Genomic DNA, 23,008 nt, shown 5'->3' on the forward strand with positions numbered 1-23,008 from the left:
AACACTTTTACACAAAAATATGGACTTGACTGGATAAGTGACTTTGTTTGGGCAAAATCGAGAAAGGAAGTCACCCAAATCAGGATAAGTGACTTTGTTTGGGCAAAACTCGGAAAGGAAGTCACTCAACTCAGGATAAGTGACTTTGTTTGGGTCAAACCCGGAAAGGAAGTCACTCATATCAGGATAAGTGACTTTGTTTGGGTCAAACCCGGAAAGGAAGTCACTCATATCAGGATAAGTGACTTTGTTTGGGTCAAACCCGGAAAGGAAGTCACTCATATCAGGATAAGTGACTTTGTTTGGGTCAAACCCGGAAAGGAAGTCACTCATATCAGGATAAGTGACTTTGTTTGGGTCAAACCCGGAAAGGAAGTCACTCATATCAGGATAAGTGACTTTGTTTGGGCAAAACTCGGAAAGGAAGTCACTCAAATCAGGATAAGTGACTTTGTTTAAGCGAAAACCGGAATTGAAGTCACTCAAATCAAGATGAGTGACTTTGTTTTGGGTAAAACCAGTTTGGTTGGCACATAAAGCCTGAAACGAATATAATAAAAAAACTGCGGTACCAATCAGGTACCGCAGCCACTCTTAAACTATTTTTTTCCGCCGACTTCCTTCCAGCCAGTTACAAATTTCGCAGCCTGGTCAGTGAACTCAGTACGTTTATTTCTTCCGAAAATATTTTCCCCGATGCCGTTGGTAATGACTCCCATTAAAGCAGTAATTCCAACTACCAAAACAGTGACAATAGCTAAATCAGTTAAGTATCCTGCCATGTATGCTTCTCCTGCCCCTCTCTTCGGAAACACTTATTAACTTGCCTTATAGTTCTATTTTAAAAGAAACAACCAGAGATTAAAAGGAAAAGAATCGACATTCTGGCAAACAATCGGAAAATATTTGTGTTTTTCATTTACAAAAAATTAAATGAGAATCCAAAAAATTTAAAAAAATATGTTTAACTCTCTCCGGTGGCGGGTATATGATTGTATGTTTTAATTTTTTCCAGATGACGTACATAAAATAACTACGACCTACGAAAATTATAATAGTTTTAGGAGGCTGAGTAATTATAAAAATCAATTATTTTATAAATTCTGTGAAACTTTTTCGTTTATGATTCGTCTTATATTACGTATGGCAGAAAAGAGAGCCTTTTTTTACAAAATATTATTTTCAAAAAGTGATACCGCTTTTATCGATACTACTGTATAATTAATAATAGATATTCCTTAATTGTAGTTATTTTAATTTATACTATTGAAATCGTATTTCTCATTTAAACCATATAGATGGCCTTTATTTTTAGAAGGAGTGTGAAAACCTATGGTAACGCTATACACTTCACCAAGCTGCACATCATGCAGAAAAGCTAAAGCATGGTTGGAGGAGCATGAAATTCCATACACAGAACGGAATATCTTTTCCGAACCGCTTTCCATTGATGAAATCAAGGAAATTCTGAGGATGACCGAAGATGGGACGGATGAAATCATTTCGACCCGCTCGAAAACGTTCCAGAAGCTTGAAGTAAATCTGGAAACGATGCCATTGCAAAACCTTTTTGAACTAATCAAGGATAACCCAGGACTTTTGCGCCGCCCAATCATCCTCGATGAGAAGAGGTTACAGGTCGGCTACAACGAGGATGAAATCCGCCGCTTCCTTCCAAGGAAGGTACGTACATTCCAGCTTCGCGAAGCACAACGCATGGTCAACTAAACAAACATCGGGACCTCCAGAGCTTGGGGGTCCTTTACAATCCCTTGATTCCTTGCAGCATTTCCCCCGCCACCTGCCCTTACTTTTCCCAGTAAAAAATGGTTGTTAACAGGACGAGCCTTTGTTAAACTATAATGTAACCCTTCATTCGGATTGCATATCCGATTTTGGAAACTGAATCCTTAGTGTCTCGCCACGCTTGTAAATTAAGCCTGAGGCATTTGCTCATTTTTATTGAAAATGGTATGTTTTGTTTCCCTAAATGCCTGCTTTATCATAAAATAAAGGTACAAGGCGCCAGCCGGAATAAACAGCCCGGATAAGGGTAATAGATAAGTAATATCATCTGCATGGGGGTAAACAGTCCCTTCACTCTTGCTACCGGAAGGGAGAGTTAAAGATGGAGATAGAACGGATTAATGAGAATACTGTTAAGTTTTACATCTCGTATATTGATATAGAAGAAAGAGGCTTTGATCGGGAGGAAATATGGTATAACCGCGAACGGAGCGAAGAGCTTTTCTGGGAGATGATGGACGAAATCCATCAGGAAGAGGAATTCACGGTGGAAGGGCCGCTCTGGATTCAGGTGCAGGCGCTCGACAAAGGCCTTGAGGTTCTCGTAACTAAGGCGCAGCTCTCCAAGGACGGACAGAAGTTCGAACTGCCAATCCCGAATGACAAGCTAAAGGACATTCCTGTGGATGAGCAAATTGAAGATATGCTCGACCAGCATTTCGGGCATGGAATCGAGGAAAATACCGAGGATGAGGAAATACTTGATTTCCTTCTCTCCTTCAATGACTTCGAGGACTTGATACAGCTTTCAAAGCGTTTCGGGCTTGACGGGATCGCAACCAGGCTGTTCCACTGGGAAAATAAATATTATCTCTATACCGAGTTTCCTGAAGATGTCTTCACTGAGGATCAAGTCGATGACTTGCTAAGCATCCTTCTTGAATACGGAAATGAAAGCCAGGTTACCATCCATCGCTTGGAGGAATACGGAAAGGAAATACTTTCACACGATGTCTTCTCCGAACTGAGGAAGCACTTTTAAAAAATGAGCCGATTTCAAATCAAATGCGATTTTGAAATTGGCTTTTTTTTGTGTAAAGCCACATTTGCTGGGAAAAATCTGATTTTTGTGGCATGATGGAGGGGAAGCTCTAACATAGCAGACCGGAAGTCTTGAACAGAAAAAAGTACTCCGGTCATTTCGTTGTATTGTAGGACATTGGCAGGTGAAATGGTTGAAAAACACAGTGCGGGTTTTATTATTTTTATTGATTTTGGCTGGGGCTGTTTTCCTCTTTAGGGAAAACCTTGAGTCGGATATATTTCGGATTTTCAGCTTGTTGATTACGTTTTCTGTATTTTTTATCAGCCTTGTCATCTTCCTTGAAAATCGGCATCCAACCCAGACAATTACCTGGCTTGTCGTACTTGGAAGCTTTCCGCTTCTTGGGTTTATTTTTTACATATTATTCGGGAGGAATTATAAAAAAGAGCGGATTTACCGTAAAAAATACTTTCTTGATAAGCAGACATTTTTAACGATAGAGGGTGAAGGAAACGCCCTTCCAAGAAAATATGAAGGTATGCAAAAGCTAGTCACGCTTGCACAGCGTCTTGGGAACACCCCAATTTCATTTTCTACGGAAACAAAAACGCTGACCAATGGTTTGGAAACCTTCGAACATATCCTGCACGAACTGAAAAAGGCTAAACACCATATTCATCTTGAATATTATATTGTCCGGGATGATGGAATTGGAAGAGAAATCAAGACCATTCTCGCCAAAAAGGCCCGGGAAGGGGTGCAGGTCCGGTTTTTGTTTGATGACGTTGGTTCGTGGCAGCTTTCAAAAAAGTATATTACTGACTTGAGGAAGGCAGGGGCTGAGGTAGTGCCGTTCGGGCCTGTCAAGCTGCCTTTCCTCAATAATAAATTCAACTTTCGGAACCACCGGAAAATCATTGTCATTGATGGAACGATTGGCTTTGTCGGAGGCTTGAATATTGGGGACGAATATTTGGGCAGGAGCAAGAAAATCGGCTTCTGGCGAGACACCCACCTGATGCTGAAGGGCGAGGCTGTCCGTTCGCTACAGCTGATTTTCCTGCAGGATTGGTATTATATGACCAACAATAGCCTTTTAACAGAGGAGTACTTGCCGAATCCGCAGCAGGGAAGGAACCATGGAGGAGTCCAGCTTATCGCCGGCGGCCCCGATAATGAGTGGACTGCAATCAAAAACATTTTTTTTGCCATGATTACCTCGGCTGAAAAGTCGGTTTGGATTGCGTCTCCTTACTTCATCCCGGATGAGGACATTTTCTCGGCAATTAAGGTAGCAGCGCTAAGCGGCATCGATGTAAGGCTTCTCGTACCGAACAAGCCGGACAAACGGATTGTTTTCCATGCATCCCGGTCGTACTTTCCCGACCTTCTTGAGGCGGGGGTAAAAATATATGAGTACCAGAGAGGTTTCATGCACAGCAAAATCGTTATCGTCGATGGCCAGCTGGCATCGATAGGCACATCAAATATGGATATGAGAAGCTTCCATCTCAATTTCGAGGTAAACGCGTTCCTTTATAGAACCGAAAGCACCCGGAAGCTCGTGAAAGAGTATGTAAACGATCTAAAGCATGCGAAAAAGCTGGAGCTCGAGAGCTTTCAGAAGCGCCACATTGGATACAGGCTGCTCGAATCCACTTCACGGCTCATGTCGCCGCTTCTATAATCTTTAACCGGCCCGGATTTCCAGGCCGGTTCTTTTTCGTAAAAATAAAGGCATCGGACGAACTTTCTAAAAAGTATTTTTCACTGTTTAAAAATGTTTCTCCCCTAGAAGGAGTTCTTCTCCCGGTAAGCGAATGTATTCTTTGAACAAGATAGGTTTTTTAAAAAAAACTAAAAATGAATTGGAGGAGATTGCAAGTGTTGACTGCCACAACAAAAAATGGTGCCAGGGTTTGCCTTGCGGATGGCTATAGCCGGCAGACGTTGGAAAATTGGCGGAGCAGCGAGGAATACTTTTGTCCGATTTGCAGGGGGAGGTTGATTCTGAAACTCGGCGAGAGGAAGATTTTCCACTTTGCCCATATGAAGGACGCCTGTGAAGAAAGTAATTTTGAAAGGGAGTCCGATTATCACCTATCCGGAAAGCTGGCCCTCTTTCATTGGCTGAAGCGCCAGGGTATCGAGCCCGGCTTGGAATATTACATCCCCGCTATCCGCCAGCGCCCCGATATAGCCTTCCACTTTCAAGGCCGATGTTACGCTCTTGAATTCCAGTGCAGCACCATTCCCGATCATGTATTCATAAAAAGAACAAAAAACTATATCTCCGCAGGGTATACCCCATTTTGGATTCTCGGAGCAAGCCACTTCTCCCGTAAACCGGGCAACTCGATTGCGTTATCCGGCTTTGAATACCTCTTTCTTCGTACTTCTCCGGGACATCCAGGCCTCATCCCTTATTTTTGCCCCGAACAAGGCATTTTCCGCATCGTCCATTCCATTTTTCCTTATTCACCTACAAGGGCATTTGCCCAAATTCAAGCAAAAAGGCAGGAAGCTCTCACTATACAGGGTCTTGTTTCTCCAGCGCCGCCGTCCATGCCCTGCCTCCCATTTTGGCAGGATAAGCTGGTCCGGAGCAAGCTTTCAATTGGAGCCAATCCGAAAACCCCATATAGGCCATTTTTAAAAGAATTATACGAGGCTGGTTTGAATGTATTTCTTTTTCCACCGGAAATCGGTCTTCCGGGGTTTAAATCGGCTGCCATCTCAACGTATCCGGTTATTTGGCAAGCGTATATCGTTCTCGATGTCCTTTTGGGCAGGGAGGAGGGTAGCATTGTGACAGCAAGGGAGGCAGCCGCGAGACTTTCCTGGCGGGCGGGGAAGGGGGAAATAAGGATAAGGCCCCTGCCCATGGCTGCCGGAATTACGCTTGAGAGTGCGGCGTCCGAATATTTGTCCCTGCTTTCACTGAGCGGCGTGCTTATCCCAAGGGGGGAAGGGGTATTTGTGATTGGAAAACGGCTCACAATTCCCAACACAATTGCTGAGCAGATGAAGGCCGAGTCGGTTTTCTATAAAGCATTTCCCGCCTCTCCTTAAATGAAATATTTTAATGGCGGGTGGTCATTTTCACGGGGAAAAGGGAAGGATAAATTGAAAGGTTTTTAACGGAATGGGAAGGAATTTTTACACAAAAGGAGAATAGTATTAAAGGTATTGCTTCGTAAATCGAAATGTCGAATGGAGGATGAAAATGGCGAACGAAACAGCAGTAAAAAAATTGCCTGCTAGAAGCGAGGTGCCTGTTGAAGAGACATGGCGCCTGGAAGATATTTTTGCGACAGATGATGATTGGGAGAAGGAATTCCAGGAAGTAAAAGCGCTTATTCCTGGTATGGGAGGCCACCGTGAAAAGCTGGGTGAAAGTGCCGACAGCCTTTATACTGCCCTTCAGGAGCAGGACCAGCTGCTTCAGCGGATTGGCCGGCTTTATACATATTCCCATATGAGGTATGACCAGGATACAGGAAATTCGTTTTACCAGGGGCTTGATAGCAGGATGAAGGCACTTTATTCCCAGGCTGCGAGCCATCTCGCCTTTATCGTGCCGGAAATCCTTTCAATCGATGAAGAGAAAATCAAAGGATTTTTGGAGGAAAAGCCGGAGTTAAAGCTGTATGAGCACGCTCTTGAAGAAATCAACCTGCAAAGGCCGCACGTTTTGTCAGCCGAGCAGGAAGCCCTCCTTGCCGAAGCAGGCGAAGTGATGGCTGCTTCTTCAACGACATTCGGAATGCTGAATAACGCCGATCTTGAGTTCCCTTCCATCAAGGATGAAAATGGCGAAGAAGTCGAGGTTACCCATGGCCGCTATTCCAGGTTCCTGGAGAGCTCGGATCCCCGTGTCCGCCGCGATGCATTCAAGGCTGTTTATGATACGTATGGCAAGTTCAAAAATACATTTGCAAGCACCTTGGGCGGGCAGGTCAAAAAGGACAACTTCAATGCACGCGTCCGTAACTACAAGTCTGCCCGCGCGGCCGCACTTGCAGGAAACAACATCCCGGAAAGCGTGTATGATAACCTTGTCAATACAATTAACAACAACCTGAACCTGTTGCATCGTTACGTTAAGCTGCGCAAGAAAGTGCTTGGCGTCAATGAACTCCATATGTACGACTTGTACGCGCCGCTTGTAAAGGATGTCAAAATGGAAGTCTCGTATGACGAAGCACGTGAGCTTGTCCTGAAGGGCCTTGCGCCACTGGGGGAAGAATATCAAAGCATCCTGAAGGAAGGCTTTGACAACCGTTGGGTTGACGTACATGAAAACAAAGGGAAGCGGAGCGGGGCATACTCCTCAGGCGCGTACGGCACAAATCCGTATATCCTGATGAACTGGCAGAACAACGTAAACAATCTGTTTACGCTTGCCCATGAATTCGGCCATTCCGTCCATAGTTATTACACTAGGAAGACACAGCCATTTCCTTACGGCAGCTACAGCATTTTTGTAGCGGAAGTTGCATCGACGTGCAATGAAGCGCTGCTGAATGATTATTTGCTCAAAACAATTGACGATGAGCAAAAGCGCCTCTACTTGCTCAACCATTTCCTTGAAGGCTTCAGGGCGACTGTATTCCGCCAGACGATGTTCGCGGAGTTCGAGCACCAAATCCATGTGAAGGGGCAGAACAACGAGCCGCTTACGGCGGAATCGCTGACAAAGGATTATTATGAGCTGAACAAAAAGTACTTTGGCGGCAAGGATATCATTATTGATGAAGAAATCGGCCTTGAGTGGTCAAGGATCCCGCATTTCTACTACAATTACTATGTCTACCAGTATGCGACTGGCTACAGCGCAGCTACCGCATTGAGCAGGCAAATCCTCGAGGAAGGCCAGCCGGCGGTCAGCCGCTACATTGACTTCCTGAAATCCGGAAGCTCAGATTTTCCAATCGAAGTGCTCAAAAAAGCAGGCGTCGACATGACCAGCCCGGAACCGGTCGAGAACGCATGCAAAGCCTTCGAACAAGCGTTGAACCAAATCGAACAGATTCTTAGCTAAAAACAAAATGCGCAAGCGCCTTCGCGACAAGCAAAAACCGCTTGTCCCTGCGATGATTATTCTCAGGAGCTTTCCTTAGTGCTTAGCCCCGACAAGCGCTGGAGGGCCTGAAGGAGAAGTCGCTCTTTGACTTCACCTGAAGGACCGAAGCGACCTCGAGGGGCTAGGCGCTCCTCGGAAAAGAAAAACACTTTTCCTTCGTGCGATGCTATGCTGCCGTAGCTTTCCTTGTGGAGCTGGATTAATATAACTTAATTCGAGTTATCCAAATGTTCGATTAAAGATTTCCTAAGCAATGATCAAGGGCCAGGCACCGTCCTTTTTGGATAGTGCCTGGCCCTATTTTAGTGTAATCAGAATCCCCTAAACCGGTTTCGCTGATTGAGCGAAGAAAAAATAAGAAAAATGGAAAGGAATAAAAGGGGAGAACTGAAAATGAGGGGAAAGATTTTCATTAAACCGAGCAAATTTAAAAAGAGCGAAAAGATAAGAAGAAGGGCCAGAATCGGAAACTGTGCACTTTTCATTTTTTACGCCTCCGGATTTAATAGTCCTTACAACTAATTTATTGCTTAAAGGTAGTTTTAGAATGGGTAATCCCATCTTCCATAAAAAGACCTTCTTAATTTGCTTTCAAGAGGGAAAAAATAAATATGACAATATTGTGAAATAAAGCACAAAGTAGTTGAAATGCAATTTGAAACCATGTTATATTCTATATGTGAAGTTGTTCACAACAAACATATACCCCTTTGTTTGAAACCGTGAAAAATTTCTCCCATCCCCTTTGTTCGTATTTATAGAAAAATGCCCCGCCGGAACGGGGCATTTTTCATTTTTATGGACTTTTATGACAAAACAATGCCTAGTCAGAAAAAAATCCGGCGTGAATTTTAACATAGCCAACAAAACAAAAGTGGTATTCTTGAATAATATTGAGATTCAATTGTCGAAATATTTGACTTGTACAAAATAATACATAGAATTAAGATGTATATAGATAATCTGTATATATTTTGTGTCCCGTTTTTGAAGGGGAGGAAACCCAATTGAAAATCAAGCTGAAAAAGAACGGAAAAGCCATTATTGGGACTGTTGCTATCCTCGTGTTACTGTCGCTATTCAGCCCTTATAATCTCCTGCTGAAGCTGACGGAAGAAAACATTGTTCATGATCAGGGTATTGCTGCTTTGCTAAACATAAAGGAAATTGAAGATGTAAATTACATAGGCAGCAACGCCTATATCATAACAACTTTTGATAAACAATTTGTGGCTGTTAAGGAGTATTATTCAGTGATGAATTACAAATGGGTTCTTTACGAAAAAACGAAGCAATGGGGATAAAAGATATATACCAACGAAAAGCCACTCCGACAGGTTCCGGAGTGGCTTAATGCTTAATTGATATACCTCCAAAAAGTACCGTATTTCGCAGGAATCTGCTCGACTTTTTGCTTTAGGAGAAGTTTTTTCATCTCCCGGTTTACCTGGGGGATGGAAAGGTCATAAACAACCGCGATTTCTTTAGAGGCGACAAGCTGAAAAAATTTCAGGAACGCTTCAAGTGATGGAGGGGACGATTGCTTTGGTTCCATCGGAAGCATTTCCTGAAGAACCTGGACATATACCTCGTACGGATAATAGCCGGCAATCTTGATGCCCTCTTCTTCCGCATTCTCGTTGAAAAAAACGAGTGTCGGGATTTCATCCACTTCCATTTCGGCTGTTATTTTCAAATCTTGCTGGAACGCTTTGGCGGCTGATTCCGAGTGGATATCGGTAATGAACTCCTCAACATCGAGGCCGACTGCCCTTGCGCAGTCCTTTAGCACCTCGAAATTCGAGATATTTTTCTTTTCCAAAAAGAGCATCTCCTGCAGGCGCCTCAGAAAGCGCGTCCCGCGTTTTCTTCCCTGAAGCTCCGCTGCCTTAACAGCTATGGAAGCAATGTAGGGGGAGATGACCGGATTTTCCTCCCAGAGGGATGCATCGCACGACATACCCGAACGGCTCGCCGTCTTTTCCCACATTTCGGCAATATTCTCAAACCGCTTCTTTTTTCCCATATTCAACATGGTCAGCTTGCCGCTTAAAACCGGCTTCATCGAAAAATAACGTCCGTATTCAATCTGAAGCTTTTTCATGATTGGCTCGAGGGCCCAGCATTCCGGACAAAGCGGATCTATAAAGATGTAAATTTCAATCGGTTTTTTCTCGGTGCCGTGGCAATGATGCGCAAACAGCCTTTTTTCCTGCTCCATCATTCGTCTTCACCTGTAAATTCGCCATCTTCCGGCGTATTGATCATATGCTGGGCGGTCAAATGGAGCCTTGCGTAAAATTCGTCCCGCAGCGGCCCTTCAAGGCCAATGGCATCCATTGCCTGGCTCATGCAGAAAAGCCAAGCTTTTGCCCGGGAAGGCGTAATCGGAAAGGGGAGATGCCTCGCGCGCATCATTGGGTGGCCGTGCTCCTCTGTATAAAGGGGAGGACCGCCAAGATATTGGGTAAGAAATTGCTTCTGCTTTCTGGCAATTTCGGATAAATCATTTGGAAAAAGGGGAGAAAGTTCAGGATGCTGTCCAACCAGTCCATAAAACGCATCGACAAGCCGATGCAATGTTTCTTTCCCGAGGGCCTCATAAGGCGTAGGCATTTTCCCGGTCATGTTGACAACTCCTTTAAGTGTATTGTTTTTATTTTAGCAATGCACTATTTATATCTCAAATAAATCGCCTTGTGAACGGAAATGCCTCCACTGCCCGAAAGACCCATCGTCCCGGATATTTTGCGCGGAAAAAGCCCAGGCCATACTTTTCATGCTTCCTGTTTTGTTCAGCCACGTGTAATGTTAAGCTTTCGCTTGTAAAAACGGTGGACTTTGCTGGGCGTTTCCCGTACAGGAATCCCAAGCCTTCCAAGGAGGGTACGGAAAGCATCTTGCCCTTCATCAAAGTCACTGGATTCGAATTCCAGTTCGAAATCCTCAGTATCGAGGTAGCTGCTGTGGTCGAGGACAAGCACGCCGTTGTGAAAATTAGCCTCCGCCCTCAAGGTGGCGAGAGTTCCAAAATAGGTAAGCTCATTGAATTGAATTCCCATTTTTTCTACTTCGCCGGCAACCCCGCCAAGCGGGAGCGGACCATTGCCAACCGCTGTTACTGTATCTTCCGCTGAAATCAGCTGGTCTGTTTCAAGCAGGCCGATTTCCTGTGGCTGCTTAAGCGTTAGGACATAGTTCCCTCCCTTTTCGCGGATACGGAGGGCGGCTCCTTTTTCCTTAAGGGAAAACGATGGGGTATCGAAATAATGGTTCACTTGGCTCTGGAATGATTCCGGTTCGAGGCCGAACTCCTTTGCAATCCGTTCAAACTCTTCTTTTTTCAAAAGGTTCTTAAATTCAATTTCAAGGTTTTGTTCCAATCGGTCACCAACTTCCGGTTTTTCTAATGAATCCATTATGCTTTGTTTTGTTTTGTGTTGCAATTTTTGGGGGAAAAGGCCCTGATATGCTAAAATAGGTAAGTGAATGCGGGAGGTTGATTCAATGAAAAAGAAACTAATTGTATCCGGCTCGGACATACAGGAGGGCCAGCTAATTTTAAAAACAGAGGAACCGGTTGGAGGTTTGGTGCCGAAAGGCCAAATGCTAGTCGACTCTGATAATCTTTCTTTTGTGTACTTGATGGAAAGGGAAGAGGAATATACATATGTACTATTGCCCGAACTTGTTTGGGCGGATTTAAAAAAAGGGCTGGACCAAAGCTTGCCTGTGTATTTGAAGGCTGATGGAGGAAAAGTGGAGCTAACCGGTTTCCATGGCGAACTCGAATACCTCGCCGAAAATATTAAAGGCAACGGAAACTATGGGGAAGCCATGGTATCCAGTGTGGAAAGCATTTTTTAAAGAAACGCAATGAATAACGAATTGTTTAGTTGCTATTGCCAGTCCCAGAAGGATAATCGGCCTGATTGCCGGATATCCGCATCAATTCCCTTTCCAAAAGGGCAATGCCGGGGCTGGAACGAGCACTTACGCTTTTCCAATTGGCCGGGGGTGTACAAATACAATGAAGAATTGGGATCAATTTCTCGCGCCGTACAGACAGGCGGTCGAAGAATTGAAAGTGAAATTAAAAGGGATGAGGGGCCAGTTTGAACTGGATTCAAGCCCTTCCCCGATTGAATTTGTAACAGGAAGGGTTAAGCCGATTCCAAGTATTTTGGACAAAGCCCAGCAAAAAGGCATTCCGCTCGACAGGCTTGAGGAAGAAATGCAGGATATCGCAGGACTTCGGCTTATGTGCCAGTTTGTCGATGATATCAGGAAAGTCGTCAAGCTGTTGAGGAATCGGAATGATTTTGAAATAGTGGAAGAGCGCGATTACATATCACATAAAAAGACAAGCGGCTACCGGTCGTATCATGTTGTGATTCGCTATCCTGTCCAGACAATTCATGGAGAGAAGAAAATCCTCGCAGAAATCCAAATCAGGACGCTTGCAATGAATTTCTGGGCGACGATTGAGCACTCGCTTAACTACAAATATAAGGGGCAGTTCCCTGAAACAATCAACACACGCTTGCAGCGCGCCGCCGAAGCAGCTTTCCGCCTGGATGAGGAGATGTCGACAATCCGGCATGAAATCCAGGAGGCGCAGGCCTTTTTTACGAGAAAGAAGGAAACAAAGCAGGATCGGGAATAATGCAATATAAATGGCACTGAAGCACATGGGAGGAGCGCGGCCTATGAAATTTTCGATTACAACAAAGGGTGACCAAAAATCGAATACATTGATGCATAAGATGAGAACGTATCTTCTTGATTTTGATCTCGTATATGACGAAGACCGACCCGATATCGTCATTTCGATTGGCGGAGACGGGACGCTGCTTTATGCGTTTCACCGTTACAGCAGCCGCCTTGACAAGACCGCGTTTGTCGGCGTCCATACAGGCCATCTTGGGTTTTACGCTGACTGGGTGCCGGAAGAAATCGAAAAGCTGGTGATCGCGATCGCGAAAACGCCTTATCAGGTTATTGAATACCCGCTTCTTGAAGTCATTATCCGGTACCAGCATGCAGGGAAGGAATCGCGTTACCTGGCGCTTAACGAGTCAACCGTAAAGGGGCTCGAGGGAACGCTTGTCATGGATGTCGATATCCGTGGACAGCATTTCGAGCGCTTCCGCGGCGATGGGCTGTGCGTCTCGACTCCTTCCGGGAGCACCGCGTACAACAAGGCACTTGGCGGGGCAATCATCCATCCTTCAATTGAAGCGATCCAGCTTGCGGAAATGGCTTCGATCAACAACCGGGTATTCAGGACAGTCGGTTCACCGCTCATCCTGCCAGCGCATCATACCTGTATGCTAAGGCCGGTCAACCGTTCGGATTTCCAGGTGACCATTGACCATTTGACGATGCTTCATAAGGAAGTGAAGTCAATCCAGTTTCGGGTGCCGGAGGAGAAAGTCAGGTTTGCGCGGTTTAGGCCATTCCCATTCTGGAAGCGGGTCCACGATTCCTTTATCTCGGATTCTGATTGATTGTAGGTCGAACGGAGTGATTGTAAAAGGCAAACGCCGAGGGAAAAATCACTTTCGAGCTCGCTATCATTTAGAAGAGAAGTAACCCAACCTGTCTATTCGGTAAATTATAACCGGATTCCGGAACGGACAGTAAATAAGCAAGAAGGTTATGGAATTACAGAAAAACGAGGTTTTGCACATGGCTTCTTATAGCCGTTTTACATTGCAGTGGAAAGCCGGCACGACCGATTCCGGCAAATTGATGCGGGAGTTCCTGAAGGAAAAGGAAATCAGCTCAACTGCATTGACCGATATAAAATTCAAAGGCGGGAGCATCGAGGCGAATGGCCGGGAAGTAACCGTACGCTATGTTTTATCGGATGGGGACCTCGTTTCGGTGGCTTTTCCTCTGGAGGAGCTATCGGAAGGGTTAAAAGGGGAGGATATCCCGCTCGTTATTGTCTACGAGGATGACTATTTGATTGTCCTCAACAAGCCGGCGGCGATGAACACCATCCCGTCACGCGAGCATCCGTCGGGCAGCCTTGCGAATGGCCTTGTCGGTTATTATGAAAAGACCGGCCTCAAGGCAACTTCCCATATCGTCACCCGCCTTGATCGCGATACATCGGGGCTTGTGCTTGTAGCAAAGCATCGCCATGTCCATCATCTTTTAAGCAAACAGCAAAAAAGCGGCGGGGTAAACCGCGCATACGAGGCGTTTGTTGAAGGGGAGTTTACGGAAGGGGTGGGGACGATCGAGCAGCCGATTGGAAGGAAAGCGGACAGCATCATAGAACGTGAAGTGCGCCCTGATGGCCAGTATGCCTGTACCCGATACCACGTGATAGGGGTATGCAGAGGATTGTTTTCCCGCGTCAGGCTGCGCCTTGAAACAGGAAGGACCCACCAAATACGGGTCCACCTTGCTTATATCGGCCATCCTTTGCTCGGTGACGACTTGTATGGCGGGGATGTTACGCTTATTCAGCGCCAGGCTCTCCATTGCAGGTCGCTTAGCTTTTACCATCCATTTCTTATGAAGGAAGTGTCCTTCGAGGCTCCGCTCCCCGGGGATATGGCGGCTCTTTTGGAGGAGTATTGCAATTGAAGGTTGAGGGGGCAGGGATTAATGCCCGCCAATTAACGGAATCGGGACACAAGAAGGCCAAAAACGCGAGTCCAAGTCCCGAGTATAGGAAAATAATACAGTATCCAACTCTTGAGCCCGAGTAAATGAAGTCATAGTCCTAACGGGCGTTAACAAATAAAAAATCGGCGGCCCCCCATGGACAGCCGTTTTTTTTGCCTAATAGCCAGCAGCATCCCTAGGGAAACTCCCGGAACTTTTCCACAACAAACGGCATCGAAGACGGGACCGATACGAGCTCCATTTCAGGGTAACGGAGAGCGGTCAGTTTTCCGCCAAAGACGGCGCCAGTGTCGATATTGTAGGTATTATTCACAACTCTGGGCTCCTTTACAGGGGTGTGCCCATAGACAATGATTGGTTTCCCTGGGTGCTTAAGCGCCCAATCCCTTCTGACCGGAGTGCCATCAGGGTTTGTTTTGCCTGTTATGTCCCCGTAGAGAACGAAGGTTTTTACCTTAGAAGAATGCTTGCCAATATAATCCTTCCTGATTCCTGCATGGGCAATGACGAGCAAGCCGCCATCATGGACTTGGTAGAGGGGGGCCCACTCATAAAGCTGGATAAATCGTTCTTTTACAAGCTGCCGTCCCGCCTGGTCCAGCTCCTCGTATTCCGCGGCTGTCGTTTCAAGGCCATGCGAAATTTGTACTTTATTGCCGAGGAAATACCTATAGAGCTTATTGCAATGGTTCCCCGGTGAATAGAATGCCAGTTCCCTTTTGACTACTAGCTCCCACACAACCTGGACTGTCCTTAATGATTCGGGCCCGCGGTCAGTCAAATCACCAAGAAAAGCTAGGTTCCTGCCGTCAGGGTGAAGGGGAATGCCATCTCCCCAATCGTAGCCAAGTTCTTTTGTGAGATTTTCAAATTCGCTAAAGCATCCGTGAATATCGCCAATAATATCAAGTTTCATCCCTGGCCTCCAAAAAACGAAAGATTTCAAAAGCAATAATGGAACAAGAGGGAGGTAGAACTTCCCAATCGAACCAAACCCCTCAACGTCTCTATATTTACCCTTCTCTCATTTATTTTAGCTGACTTTGGTTCATTAAATCCGTAAATGGACAAAATAAGAACACGTCGTTTTACACTGCGAGGATAGTATATATGACATTTGTCATGTACAATGCTTTTCTTTTAAAATGAAATAGTGTACAATTAGTACCAACTACTAATAACTTGTATTAAACAGGGGGATCTCACGAATGAGTTTTTCTTTAAAAGGCAAAACATATGTTGTAATGGGAGTTGCGAATAAAAGGAGCATTGCCTGGGGCATTGCAAGATCGCTCCATACTGCAGGCGCGCGCCTTATTTTTACATACGCGGGTGAACGCTTGGGCGATTCAGTCCGTGAACTGGCGGCATCCCTTGAAGCGGAAGACACCCTTGTCCTTCCGTGCGATATTTCATCCGATGAAGAAATTAAAGAATGCTTCGCAAAAATCAAAGAAGCTGCCGGTACAATCAATGGTGTCGCCCACTGCATCGCATTTGCCAACAAGGAAGAGCTGAGCGGCGAATACATGAACACTACCCGCGAAGGCTTCCTGCTTGCACACAACATCTCCTCGTATTCACTGACCGCGGTCGCAAAAGAAGCACGTGGCTTGATGACTGAAGGAGGCAGCATCGTCACCATGACTTATCTTGGCGGCGAGCGTGCAGTCCCTAACTACAACGTAATGGGCGTTGCAAAGGCTTCTCTTGATGCGAGCGTCCGTTACCTAGCGGCTGACCTTGGAAAGGATAACATCCGTGTCAACTCCATCTCTGCCGGCCCGATCCGCACGCTTTCAGCAAAAGGCGTCAGCGACTTCAACGATATCCTTAAGGTTATTGAGGAAAAAGCTCCGCTTCGCCGTGCGACAACGACCGAAGAAGTCGGCGACACAGCTGTATTCCTGTTCAGCGACATGTCCCGCGGTATTACTGGAGAAAACATCCACGTTGACTCCGGATACCACATTCTTTAATAAAACGTTTATCCCGCTTTCTGAGGAAGGCGGGATTTTATTTTGCCAAAATTCCTGGCAGCCAGACTGGGCTTGAGTATACAGGGTCTTGCTTAACCACTTCTTCCAAACATGCATATTAATAATAAGTAGCGATTGCTTATAAAATGAAATGAGGGATGAGGATGGATAAACAAAGAAATGCCCCAAAACCAACGCTCTATATCACGCAACCGGAAGTGAGTAAAGGACCGCCCATGCAGGATCATTTTATTTGGAGAAAGAAAAAGGAGGTGCCCAAAGCCCAGACCTTCAGTGAATTGATGGATGAAAAAGAAGTGGAAACGATAGAAAATCCCGTGGAAAACCGTTTGGATCCTTCCGGGGATGCCACTATTGGAACCGAGCCAATTGGCGATAGCCATTTTAAAGAAACGGGAGCACCTGAAGCGGTTGGGGAAAGCCTTGTTGAAGATACGGGAACCCCTAACGCAGTTGATGATGGCCATTTTGAAGATAAGGGAACACTTAGGGCAGTCGGCATCATAAATGAAACACCAACCGATTCAGATTCGGCTTCACCAGCAGCGTTGGAAGCCGATGCCGTTCCAACTACAAGTGAGGATGATCCTGGAGAAGAGCAGCCTATATCGGATGCAGGAACACATGAGCAAGCTGCCAATCAACGGAAACCCGAAAAGCAGTCTGCGCTTGTCCAATACTTTCTACAGCAAATGAAGGATAGGGAAATCCAACGGGCTGAACCGGTATCAACGGCTTTCGGCAAACCCGAAGATTCACCGGAAGGACCCGCAGAACGGCCAAAACCAAATGAATATACTAAGAAGATTCGGCGCATGGTCACAACGCTTGCCCGTTACCCAAAATTCCTCGAACCTCCTCAAGTCAACGCGGTCGTGAACGGTAAACCACTCACTTTCCAAATTGACAGCAAACGGGGGGACAAAATCCGGGTCAAAATCGGCAACGAACTAAGAATTATCAAAATCGACGATATTTCGGAAATGAAAATTCAATAAAGATGCTCAAAAGAGGCTTTCTGGCGACAGGAAGCTCCTTTTTTTTCATGCCAGCAACCGCTTCCCATGGCAGAAAACAATTCTTTAGGAAAAATATCGCCCCAAATGCATATGTATGGAACGAGGCACTGAAACGAAACACAAAAGGTGATTGGAAATGTTTATTCGCCACTATAAAAAAACAAAAAAAAAGACTGTTTCAAGTTTAATGAAACAGTCTGACAGTTCATCAGAGTAAGTTTTGTGGGAATATGCAGGAAACGCCGCAGAAGCAGTTGAGGTCAACGGTTATGCAGACGCCGGAGCGAACGAGGGCTGTTGCATTATTAAGATTTTCTACACAGCCAAAGCCGTTATTCTGGTTTGGTCCCTCACATAGAGTGAAATCGGCATTTGACCCTTGGCCTGTTCGGATGCCCAAAATTTCAAGGGTTGCGCAGCATGTTTCTGGATCTACATCAATAACCCTGAAAACGCAGCCGCAAACGACTTCAAAAGGTGTTTGCGGAGATTGGGTATCTCTCCTAACTCCAGTTGCCTGGAACGGTGCGCACGTGCTTTTGCAAATCAGGATGACCGGAATTGTATCGTTACCCGTCGCGGTAGTACCGCCGACCAGCTCCTGGATTGCCCTGCTGCATCCAAATGAACACTCATCCGTAATTGGGTTTATTTTATCTTGGGCTTCCACGATCGCGAGCAACGTATCACAGACGCAATTGCTCGTGAAGAAATCTGAACCACAACTCATGGATTCTCCTCCTTTTAGGTAAATAGTATTTGCATTATCAGACTATGTTTGGAAAGAGAAGGTGGGATAGGCAAACGCCCATTTTTAGTTATTTTCATCAGGGATACGAGCCTTCTTTTATCAAAAGACAGGAGTGGCGAAAATGGAAAACTTCCCAATCGAGCTTTTGGTTCTTATCGGCCTTGCTTCCTTCAGGCTGACCCGCGTAATCGTTTATGATAAAATTGCCGAATTTATCCGCTCACCTTTTCTTGATGAAATAATCGAAGACGGGGAAATTTACATCACTCCAAAAGGAAAAGGGCTCCGGAAATGGATTGGCGAATTGATCAGCTGCTACTGGTGCACAGGCGTCTGGGTAAGTGCGGGGCTCCTTGGCGCGTACTTCTTTTTTCCGGAAATCGGAATCCCGGTTATCCTCATCTTCGCAGTAGCCGCCATCGCCAGCATCCTTGAAACAATAATCGGGCGGCTTATAGGCGACTGAAGTGAACATGCTCCTCCTTGGCACCATATACTAAAGGGCAGGGAACTTGAAAGAAAGGAGCATGGAAATGGAGAAGAAACGGAAACGCCCCGTATACACAGCCAGCCCCGAACTAATCACCAAAGCCCAGCCGGACGATAAGGCCGAAGCCCCTAAGAAGAAAAAAGGCTGTGGCTGCGGCGGGAACAAAAAACGCGCGAATTAAGAATAAAAGCTGCCTTCCCGGGACAGCTTTTTTGTTTTTTTGGAAAAATGGGCCCATACTGCAGGCCGGCGCCATAAGCCGATACACACCGCATAGCGGATAGAATTTCAACACAAAAGGCATAAAATCACCAACCCTGAGAAAAATAAAAATCAAATGGATTCAGGCAGGAAGGGTTGGATTATGAAAAAAATGTTAGTAGTTACAACAGTAGTTTTCGCCATGCTCGCAGGTACAGCCTGCCAGGGCAGGGATGACACAACTAGCACGAGGCTTGCCCTTATGAAAACAACCAATCCCGAGCCTATACGTACCTTGGACAGCAACACCAAGGCATCTGAGAATGACGTCAAAAAGGAAGTCGCCTCCATGCCTGAACTTTATGATGTTGCAGTCATAAAAGGGAAAAAGGACATTTTGGTCGCCTACAAGGTTAAGCATATGTACCGTTTCAGGATGAAGGCGATCGAGAAAAAGCTGACAAAAAAGCTGGAGAAAAAATACCCGGATGCCAATTTCACCGTTTCAAGCGATTATAAAATATTTCTCGAAGCCTCAAGGCTAAAGGATGAGGTAAAGAGAGGAAAAATATCCGGCAAAGAAGCGGAGGACCGCCTTCAGCAAATCATTAAATTGCAGCAGGAGAAAACTTAAGGAGGCTTGGACGATGGGCGGCTCAAATCAAAAAACTGCCGAGCAGGAAAAGTATGAACAACTTCAAAAAAAACATGAATTGAAGCGGCCTGTGGCAAAAAACTGCCTGAGGGCCTTTTGGGTAGGAGGAGCTATCTGTCTTGTGGGACAGGCCGTCAGCTACTTTTACATTTACTTTTTTAATTTTACCGAGCAGACAGCGGGGAATCCTACTGTCGCCACAATGGTGTTTTTCTCGATGCTGCTGACGGGCTTTGGGATTTACGATCATCTTGGCCAATACGCGGGTGCGGGGAGTGCGGTTCCTGTTACTGGTTTCGGAAACGCAGTCATATCGGCCGCAATCGAGCACAGGACGGAGGGCTTCGTACTCGGAGTAGGCGGAAATATGTTTAAGCTGGCCGGTTCGGTTATTCTTTTTGGAGTGTTTTCCGCGTTTGTCGTTGCCCTTATTAAAACATTGCTCATTATGTGGGGGGTTATTTAATGCTAAAGGGGGGCCAGACCTGGATATTCGACAGCCGGCCGGAGATTCTGTCGACCGGCGTAACCGGCGGGCCGTTCGAGGCGGCCGGCAATCTTGCGGACGAATTTGATGTCCTCCACGATGATTTGTGGATGGGAGAGGACACATACGAAAAGGCGCATCGCCTCCTTATCGATAAAGCGGTCGAAACGGCCATGAAGAAGGGGGGCGTAACCGGTAAGGACATTCAATTTTTTTTGGCCGGCGACTTGATCAATCAGATTACCCCAACAAGCTTTGCGGCCAGAAAGGCGGAAATTCCCTATTTCGGTTTGTTCGGCGCCTGTTCAACGTCAATGGAAGGGTTGGCTCTGTCGGCCTTTATCCTTAATTACGGAGGCGCTCGCTATATCCTGACCGGTGCGTCGAGCCACAATGCCGCTGTCGAAAAGCAATTCAGGTATCCGACGGAGTACGGCGGGCAGAAACCGCCGACGGCACAGTGGACCGCAACAGGCGCAGGCGTGGCCCTTCTGCAAAAAAACAATGGTTCCGGCACGCTGCCGTATATAACGTCAGCGACAATCGGAAAGGTAATCGATATGGGGCTGACCGACCCGTTCAATATGGGTGGGGCTATGGCGCCTGCTGCGGCGGACACGATTGCAGCCCATTTCAGCGATACTGGCAGGGACCCATCGTATTACGATTTAATTGTAACTGGTGACCTTGCAAGAGTTGGCAGCAGCGCCGCCTTTGAACTTCTTACCAATAAGGGGCTGAAAATCCGGCAGGACCAATTCCGTGATTGCGGAATGATGCTTTTTAAAGAGAACCAGCCCGTCCAGGCGGGAGCTAGCGGGGCAGGCTGCTCCGCCATCGTCCTTTATGGTCATTTATTGAACGAAATGAAAAAAGGGACGTACAAGCGCATCCTTGCTGTAGCAACTGGGGCACTCCTATCCCCGCTTTCGTTCCAGCAGGGTGAAAGCATACCTTGTATCGCCCACGCGGTTTCAATTGAAATGGACGGGAGGCAATAAAATGCTGGCAATGTTTTTTTGGGCGTTTGTCACTGGCGGGCTAATTTGCGTGATAGGCCAGCTCCTCCTTGATATCGGCAAACTGACCCCGGGCCATATGCTTAGTCTGATGGTCGTCATAGGGGCGGTTCTCGATGGGTTTGGCCTTTATGAACCATTCATGGATTTCGCCGGGGCAGGGGCTACTGTCCCAATCACTAGCTTCGGGAACTCACTCGTCCACGGAGCGCTCCAGGAGGCGGAACAGCACGGGCTTGTCGGGGTTTTGACCGGAATGTTCGAGGTAACCAGCTCCGGTATTTCAGCGGCAATCATTTTTGGTTTTATCGGGGCGCTCCTTTTCAGGCCGAAAGGATAAACTTTTTCCAAAAGGAATCACAATGCGTATGGGATGAGGCCTATACACTTTGTCTGCTCTTCACATACTGTAGTAGTGAAAGTAGAAAAGTGAGGTGACTATCTATGTGGGGTGGCTGCGGATACGGCTATGGCGGCGGTTATGGCTACGGCGGCGGTTATGGTTCAACATTTGTTTTGATTGTGGTGTTGTTCATCCTGTTGATTATCGTAGGCGCAAGCTTCTATTAATACAGGAATAAAGCCCTGCTGGACATCCAGCCGGGCTTTTATTAACTATCAGCGTACTTTTTAATGGGGAACACTTTCCTTTCACATAATCGCGCGGCCTTCATACTATAAAGTAGCCTATGAAGGAGCGTGACGACAAATGGATAACGGCTTTTTCAAGAACATTGAAAAAAAGACCGGCGTCAATATGAAGGATATCTTTGACCTTGCCGCGTCTTTGCAAAATGCGAATTTTAAAGATGAAAAAACCGTACGGGGTGTCATCCAGCGGGTATCCCAGATTGCGCGGAAGCCAGTGGCGAAGGACGTTGAGGATCAAATTGTCCAGTCCATCATCAAAGATGGAAAATCGCTTGATTTTAATACAATCGCAAATATGCTGAACAAAAAATAACAAAGGTCCGGCCGTTTCAACATGTGGCCGGACCTTTGTTTTGATAATGAATGGAACTAAAGCACTGCCTTTTTAAGATGCTAGTATGTCCCGCCTTTAGTAGGCTCTTCCTTTTCATAGGCAATGACGACAAGATTCTTGTTCGCCTGTCCGCTCAGGGATTTTTCGAAGGATTTAATTTCATGTACCAATTGCTCGGATAAATCTGCGGCGGTATATGTTTTTTCTTCCATCACTCTCACCTCTTCTATATCATTGACAGTACAGGAAACGAATATTCAATAAAGGGGGATGAGGGATGGATATTAAAATCAGGCGGCCAACCGGAGGCGATGCCACTGAACTGCACCGTTTTTTTCGGACAGTCATTTCGGATACATACAGAAAAGAAGGCATTGGCGACCAGGTGGACGACTTGGAGGATGAGATAAAAACCAAAGAGGCCTACCTGGCCAAAGACCTGGAGAGCAATGGCCGCGACAGGTACTTCTTAGTCGCCGACACAGGGGAAAGGATCGTCGGTTCAATTGAAATTGGCCCCGCAAGCAGCCTCATCCGGGAATGCACGGATGGAGAGTTAAGCGGCCTGCTGGAGGTTGGGACCGTATTCGTCCATCCCGAATTCCAGCAAAAAGGGATTGGCAATTTGTTATTGGCATCGATTTTTGGGGTGCTTAAGGACAGGGGAATTAATGAATGCTGCCTCGACAGCGGGTATAGAAGCGCCCAGCAAATCTGGAAGAAGAAATTCGGCGTACCCGATTATGTGTTAAAGGATTATTGGGGTATAGGGTTTGACCATATGATTTGGAAGATCGAAGTTTGATAACGGACCTGAAAACAGAAAACAGGGCACTCTGCCATTTCGGCAGCCGTGCCCTATTTATTTTTAAGAGAAAT

At 46.1% G+C, this 23,008-nt stretch carries 29 protein-coding genes; 22 read left to right on the forward strand and 7 right to left on the reverse strand.

Features of this window, described 5'->3' with window-relative positions; genetic code table 11:
* Positions 1–459, forward strand: a 459-nt coding sequence (locus tag RB160_RS17200; RefSeq protein WP_316571662.1) for a hypothetical protein, incomplete at its 5' end; no start/stop codon positions are given.
* 140 nt (positions 460–599) lie between these two features.
* Here the strand turns inward: RB160_RS17200 and RB160_RS17205 are convergent.
* On the reverse strand, positions 600–782 hold the full coding sequence (locus RB160_RS17205; protein WP_316571663.1) for a hypothetical protein: 183 nt from the start codon (positions 780–782) through the stop codon (positions 600–602).
* A 550-nt stretch (positions 783–1,332) separates the two neighbouring features.
* Here RB160_RS17205 and spxA point away from each other — a divergent pair.
* The 6 genes from spxA (at position 1,333) to RB160_RS17235 (ending at position 9,181) form a co-directional block, all read left to right on the forward strand.
* On the forward strand, positions 1,333–1,728 hold the full coding sequence (spxA, locus tag RB160_RS17210; protein ID WP_316571664.1) for a transcriptional regulator SpxA: 396 nt from the start codon (positions 1,333–1,335) through the stop codon (positions 1,726–1,728).
* A gap of 400 nt (positions 1,729–2,128) precedes the next feature.
* Positions 2,129–2,788 (forward strand): adaptor protein MecA, encoded by a 660-nt coding sequence (gene mecA / locus RB160_RS17215; protein WP_316571665.1) that lies wholly within the window; start codon positions 2,129–2,131, stop codon positions 2,786–2,788.
* 193 nt (positions 2,789–2,981) lie between these two features.
* Positions 2,982–4,478 carry a cardiolipin synthase gene (gene cls, locus RB160_RS17220; RefSeq protein WP_316571666.1) on the forward strand — a complete coding sequence of 499 codons (1,497 nt, stop codon included), beginning with the start codon at positions 2,982–2,984 and terminating at the stop codon, positions 4,476–4,478.
* 200 nt (positions 4,479–4,678) lie between these two features.
* The gene (locus tag RB160_RS17225) at positions 4,679–5,863 is read left to right on the forward strand and encodes a competence protein CoiA (protein WP_316571667.1); all 1,185 of its coding nucleotides are present in this window, start codon (positions 4,679–4,681) and stop codon (positions 5,861–5,863) included.
* Positions 5,864–6,017: 154 nt separating this feature from the next.
* Positions 6,018–7,835, forward strand: a complete 1,818-nt coding sequence (pepF, locus tag RB160_RS17230) for an oligoendopeptidase F (RefSeq protein WP_316571668.1) — start codon at positions 6,018–6,020, stop codon at positions 7,833–7,835.
* Between the two features lie 1,049 nt (positions 7,836–8,884).
* Positions 8,885–9,181 (forward strand): hypothetical protein, encoded by a 297-nt coding sequence (locus tag RB160_RS17235; RefSeq protein WP_316571669.1) that lies wholly within the window; start codon positions 8,885–8,887, stop codon positions 9,179–9,181.
* Between the two features lie 53 nt (positions 9,182–9,234).
* On the opposite strand, the gene RB160_RS17240 is transcribed toward RB160_RS17235, so the two are convergent.
* The 3 genes from RB160_RS17240 to RB160_RS17250 all read right to left on the reverse strand — a co-directional run bounded on the left by RB160_RS17240 (position 9,235) and on the right by RB160_RS17250 (position 11,260).
* A complete protein-coding gene (locus RB160_RS17240; RefSeq protein WP_316571670.1) occupies positions 9,235–10,101 on the reverse strand; it encodes a ClpXP adapter SpxH family protein in 867 nt (288 codons plus the stop codon).
* The gene (locus RB160_RS17245; RefSeq protein WP_316571671.1) at positions 10,098–10,505 is read right to left on the reverse strand and encodes a globin domain-containing protein; all 408 of its coding nucleotides are present in this window, start codon (positions 10,503–10,505) and stop codon (positions 10,098–10,100) included. The genes RB160_RS17240 and RB160_RS17245 overlap by 4 nt, the downstream gene beginning before the upstream one ends.
* Before the next feature lie 167 nt (positions 10,506–10,672).
* On the reverse strand, positions 10,673–11,260 hold the full coding sequence (locus RB160_RS17250) for a CYTH domain-containing protein (protein WP_316571817.1): 588 nt from the start codon (positions 11,258–11,260) through the stop codon (positions 10,673–10,675).
* A 124-nt stretch (positions 11,261–11,384) separates the two neighbouring features.
* On the opposite strand from RB160_RS17250, the gene RB160_RS17255 reads away from it, so the two are divergent.
* The 4 genes from RB160_RS17255 (at position 11,385) to RB160_RS17270 (ending at position 14,480) form a co-directional block, all read left to right on the forward strand.
* The gene (locus tag RB160_RS17255) at positions 11,385–11,744 is read left to right on the forward strand and encodes a UPF0738 family protein (protein WP_316571672.1); all 360 of its coding nucleotides are present in this window, start codon (positions 11,385–11,387) and stop codon (positions 11,742–11,744) included.
* Between the two features lie 163 nt (positions 11,745–11,907).
* A complete protein-coding gene (gene yjbM / locus RB160_RS17260) occupies positions 11,908–12,543 on the forward strand; it encodes a GTP diphosphokinase (RefSeq protein WP_316571673.1) in 636 nt (211 codons plus the stop codon).
* 43 nt (positions 12,544–12,586) lie between these two features.
* Positions 12,587–13,387, forward strand: a complete 801-nt coding sequence (locus RB160_RS17265; RefSeq protein WP_316571674.1) for an NAD kinase — start codon at positions 12,587–12,589, stop codon at positions 13,385–13,387.
* Positions 13,388–13,568: 181 nt separating this feature from the next.
* Entirely contained in the window at positions 13,569–14,480 is a 912-nt protein-coding gene (locus RB160_RS17270; RefSeq protein WP_316571675.1) for an RluA family pseudouridine synthase, read from the forward strand.
* Between the two features lie 217 nt (positions 14,481–14,697).
* Here the strand turns inward: RB160_RS17270 and prpE are convergent, their stop codons facing one another.
* A complete protein-coding gene (gene prpE / locus RB160_RS17275) occupies positions 14,698–15,438 on the reverse strand; it encodes a bis(5'-nucleosyl)-tetraphosphatase PrpE (RefSeq protein ID WP_316571676.1) in 741 nt (246 codons plus the stop codon).
* Between the two features lie 292 nt (positions 15,439–15,730).
* On the opposite strand from prpE, the gene fabI reads away from it, so the two are divergent.
* Both fabI and RB160_RS17285 read left to right on the forward strand, forming a co-directional pair.
* Complete coding sequence (gene fabI, locus RB160_RS17280) at positions 15,731–16,501, forward strand: enoyl-ACP reductase FabI (protein WP_316571677.1); 771 nt, start codon at positions 15,731–15,733, stop codon at positions 16,499–16,501.
* Between the two features lie 164 nt (positions 16,502–16,665).
* A complete protein-coding gene (locus tag RB160_RS17285) occupies positions 16,666–17,520 on the forward strand; it encodes a hypothetical protein (RefSeq protein ID WP_316571678.1) in 855 nt (284 codons plus the stop codon).
* A 229-nt stretch (positions 17,521–17,749) separates the two neighbouring features.
* Here RB160_RS17285 and RB160_RS17290 read toward each other — a convergent pair whose 3' ends face one another.
* Positions 17,750–18,271 carry a CotY/CotZ family spore coat protein gene (locus RB160_RS17290; protein WP_316571679.1) on the reverse strand — a complete coding sequence of 174 codons (522 nt, stop codon included), beginning with the start codon at positions 18,269–18,271 and terminating at the stop codon, positions 17,750–17,752.
* 142 nt (positions 18,272–18,413) lie between these two features.
* Between RB160_RS17290 and RB160_RS17295 the strand changes: the two genes are divergently transcribed.
* The 8 genes from RB160_RS17295 to spoVIF all read left to right on the forward strand — a co-directional run bounded on the left by RB160_RS17295 (position 18,414) and on the right by spoVIF (position 22,108).
* Positions 18,414–18,758, forward strand: a complete 345-nt coding sequence (locus RB160_RS17295) for a DUF1360 domain-containing protein (protein WP_316571680.1) — start codon at positions 18,414–18,416, stop codon at positions 18,756–18,758.
* A gap of 67 nt (positions 18,759–18,825) precedes the next feature.
* Entirely contained in the window at positions 18,826–18,963 is a 138-nt protein-coding gene (locus RB160_RS17300) for a hypothetical protein (protein WP_316571681.1), read from the forward strand.
* A gap of 183 nt (positions 18,964–19,146) precedes the next feature.
* The gene (locus RB160_RS17305) at positions 19,147–19,617 is read left to right on the forward strand and encodes a YhcN/YlaJ family sporulation lipoprotein (protein ID WP_316571682.1); all 471 of its coding nucleotides are present in this window, start codon (positions 19,147–19,149) and stop codon (positions 19,615–19,617) included.
* Between the two features lie 13 nt (positions 19,618–19,630).
* Positions 19,631–20,104, forward strand: a complete 474-nt coding sequence (spoVAC, locus tag RB160_RS17310; protein WP_316571683.1) for a stage V sporulation protein AC — start codon at positions 19,631–19,633, stop codon at positions 20,102–20,104.
* Complete coding sequence (gene spoVAD / locus RB160_RS17315; protein WP_316571684.1) at positions 20,104–21,126, forward strand: stage V sporulation protein AD; 1,023 nt, start codon at positions 20,104–20,106, stop codon at positions 21,124–21,126. The genes spoVAC and spoVAD overlap by 1 nt, the downstream gene beginning before the upstream one ends.
* A 1-nt stretch (position 21,127) precedes the next feature.
* Positions 21,128–21,484: a stage V sporulation protein AE gene (spoVAE, locus tag RB160_RS17320; RefSeq protein WP_316571685.1), complete on the forward strand. Its 357-nt coding sequence runs from the start codon at positions 21,128–21,130 to the stop codon at positions 21,482–21,484.
* Between the two features lie 104 nt (positions 21,485–21,588).
* Positions 21,589–21,714 (forward strand): YjcZ family sporulation protein, encoded by a 126-nt coding sequence (locus RB160_RS17325; RefSeq protein ID WP_316571686.1) that lies wholly within the window; start codon positions 21,589–21,591, stop codon positions 21,712–21,714.
* A gap of 139 nt (positions 21,715–21,853) precedes the next feature.
* Positions 21,854–22,108 carry a sporulation-specific transcription regulator SpoVIF gene (spoVIF, locus tag RB160_RS17330; protein ID WP_316571687.1) on the forward strand — a complete coding sequence of 85 codons (255 nt, stop codon included), beginning with the start codon at positions 21,854–21,856 and terminating at the stop codon, positions 22,106–22,108.
* Between the two features lie 80 nt (positions 22,109–22,188).
* On the opposite strand, the gene RB160_RS17335 is transcribed toward spoVIF, so the two are convergent.
* Positions 22,189–22,341 (reverse strand): hypothetical protein, encoded by a 153-nt coding sequence (locus tag RB160_RS17335; RefSeq protein ID WP_316571688.1) that lies wholly within the window; start codon positions 22,339–22,341, stop codon positions 22,189–22,191.
* A 65-nt stretch (positions 22,342–22,406) separates the two neighbouring features.
* Between RB160_RS17335 and RB160_RS17340 the strand changes: the two genes are divergently transcribed.
* Entirely contained in the window at positions 22,407–22,934 is a 528-nt protein-coding gene (locus RB160_RS17340) for a GNAT family N-acetyltransferase (RefSeq protein ID WP_316571689.1), read from the forward strand.
* The last annotated feature ends 74 nt before the right edge of the window (positions 22,935–23,008 follow it).

Source organism: Neobacillus sp. YIM B06451, assembly GCF_032667185.1.
GTDB lineage: Bacteria > Bacillota > Bacilli > Bacillales > Cytobacillaceae > Bacillus_D.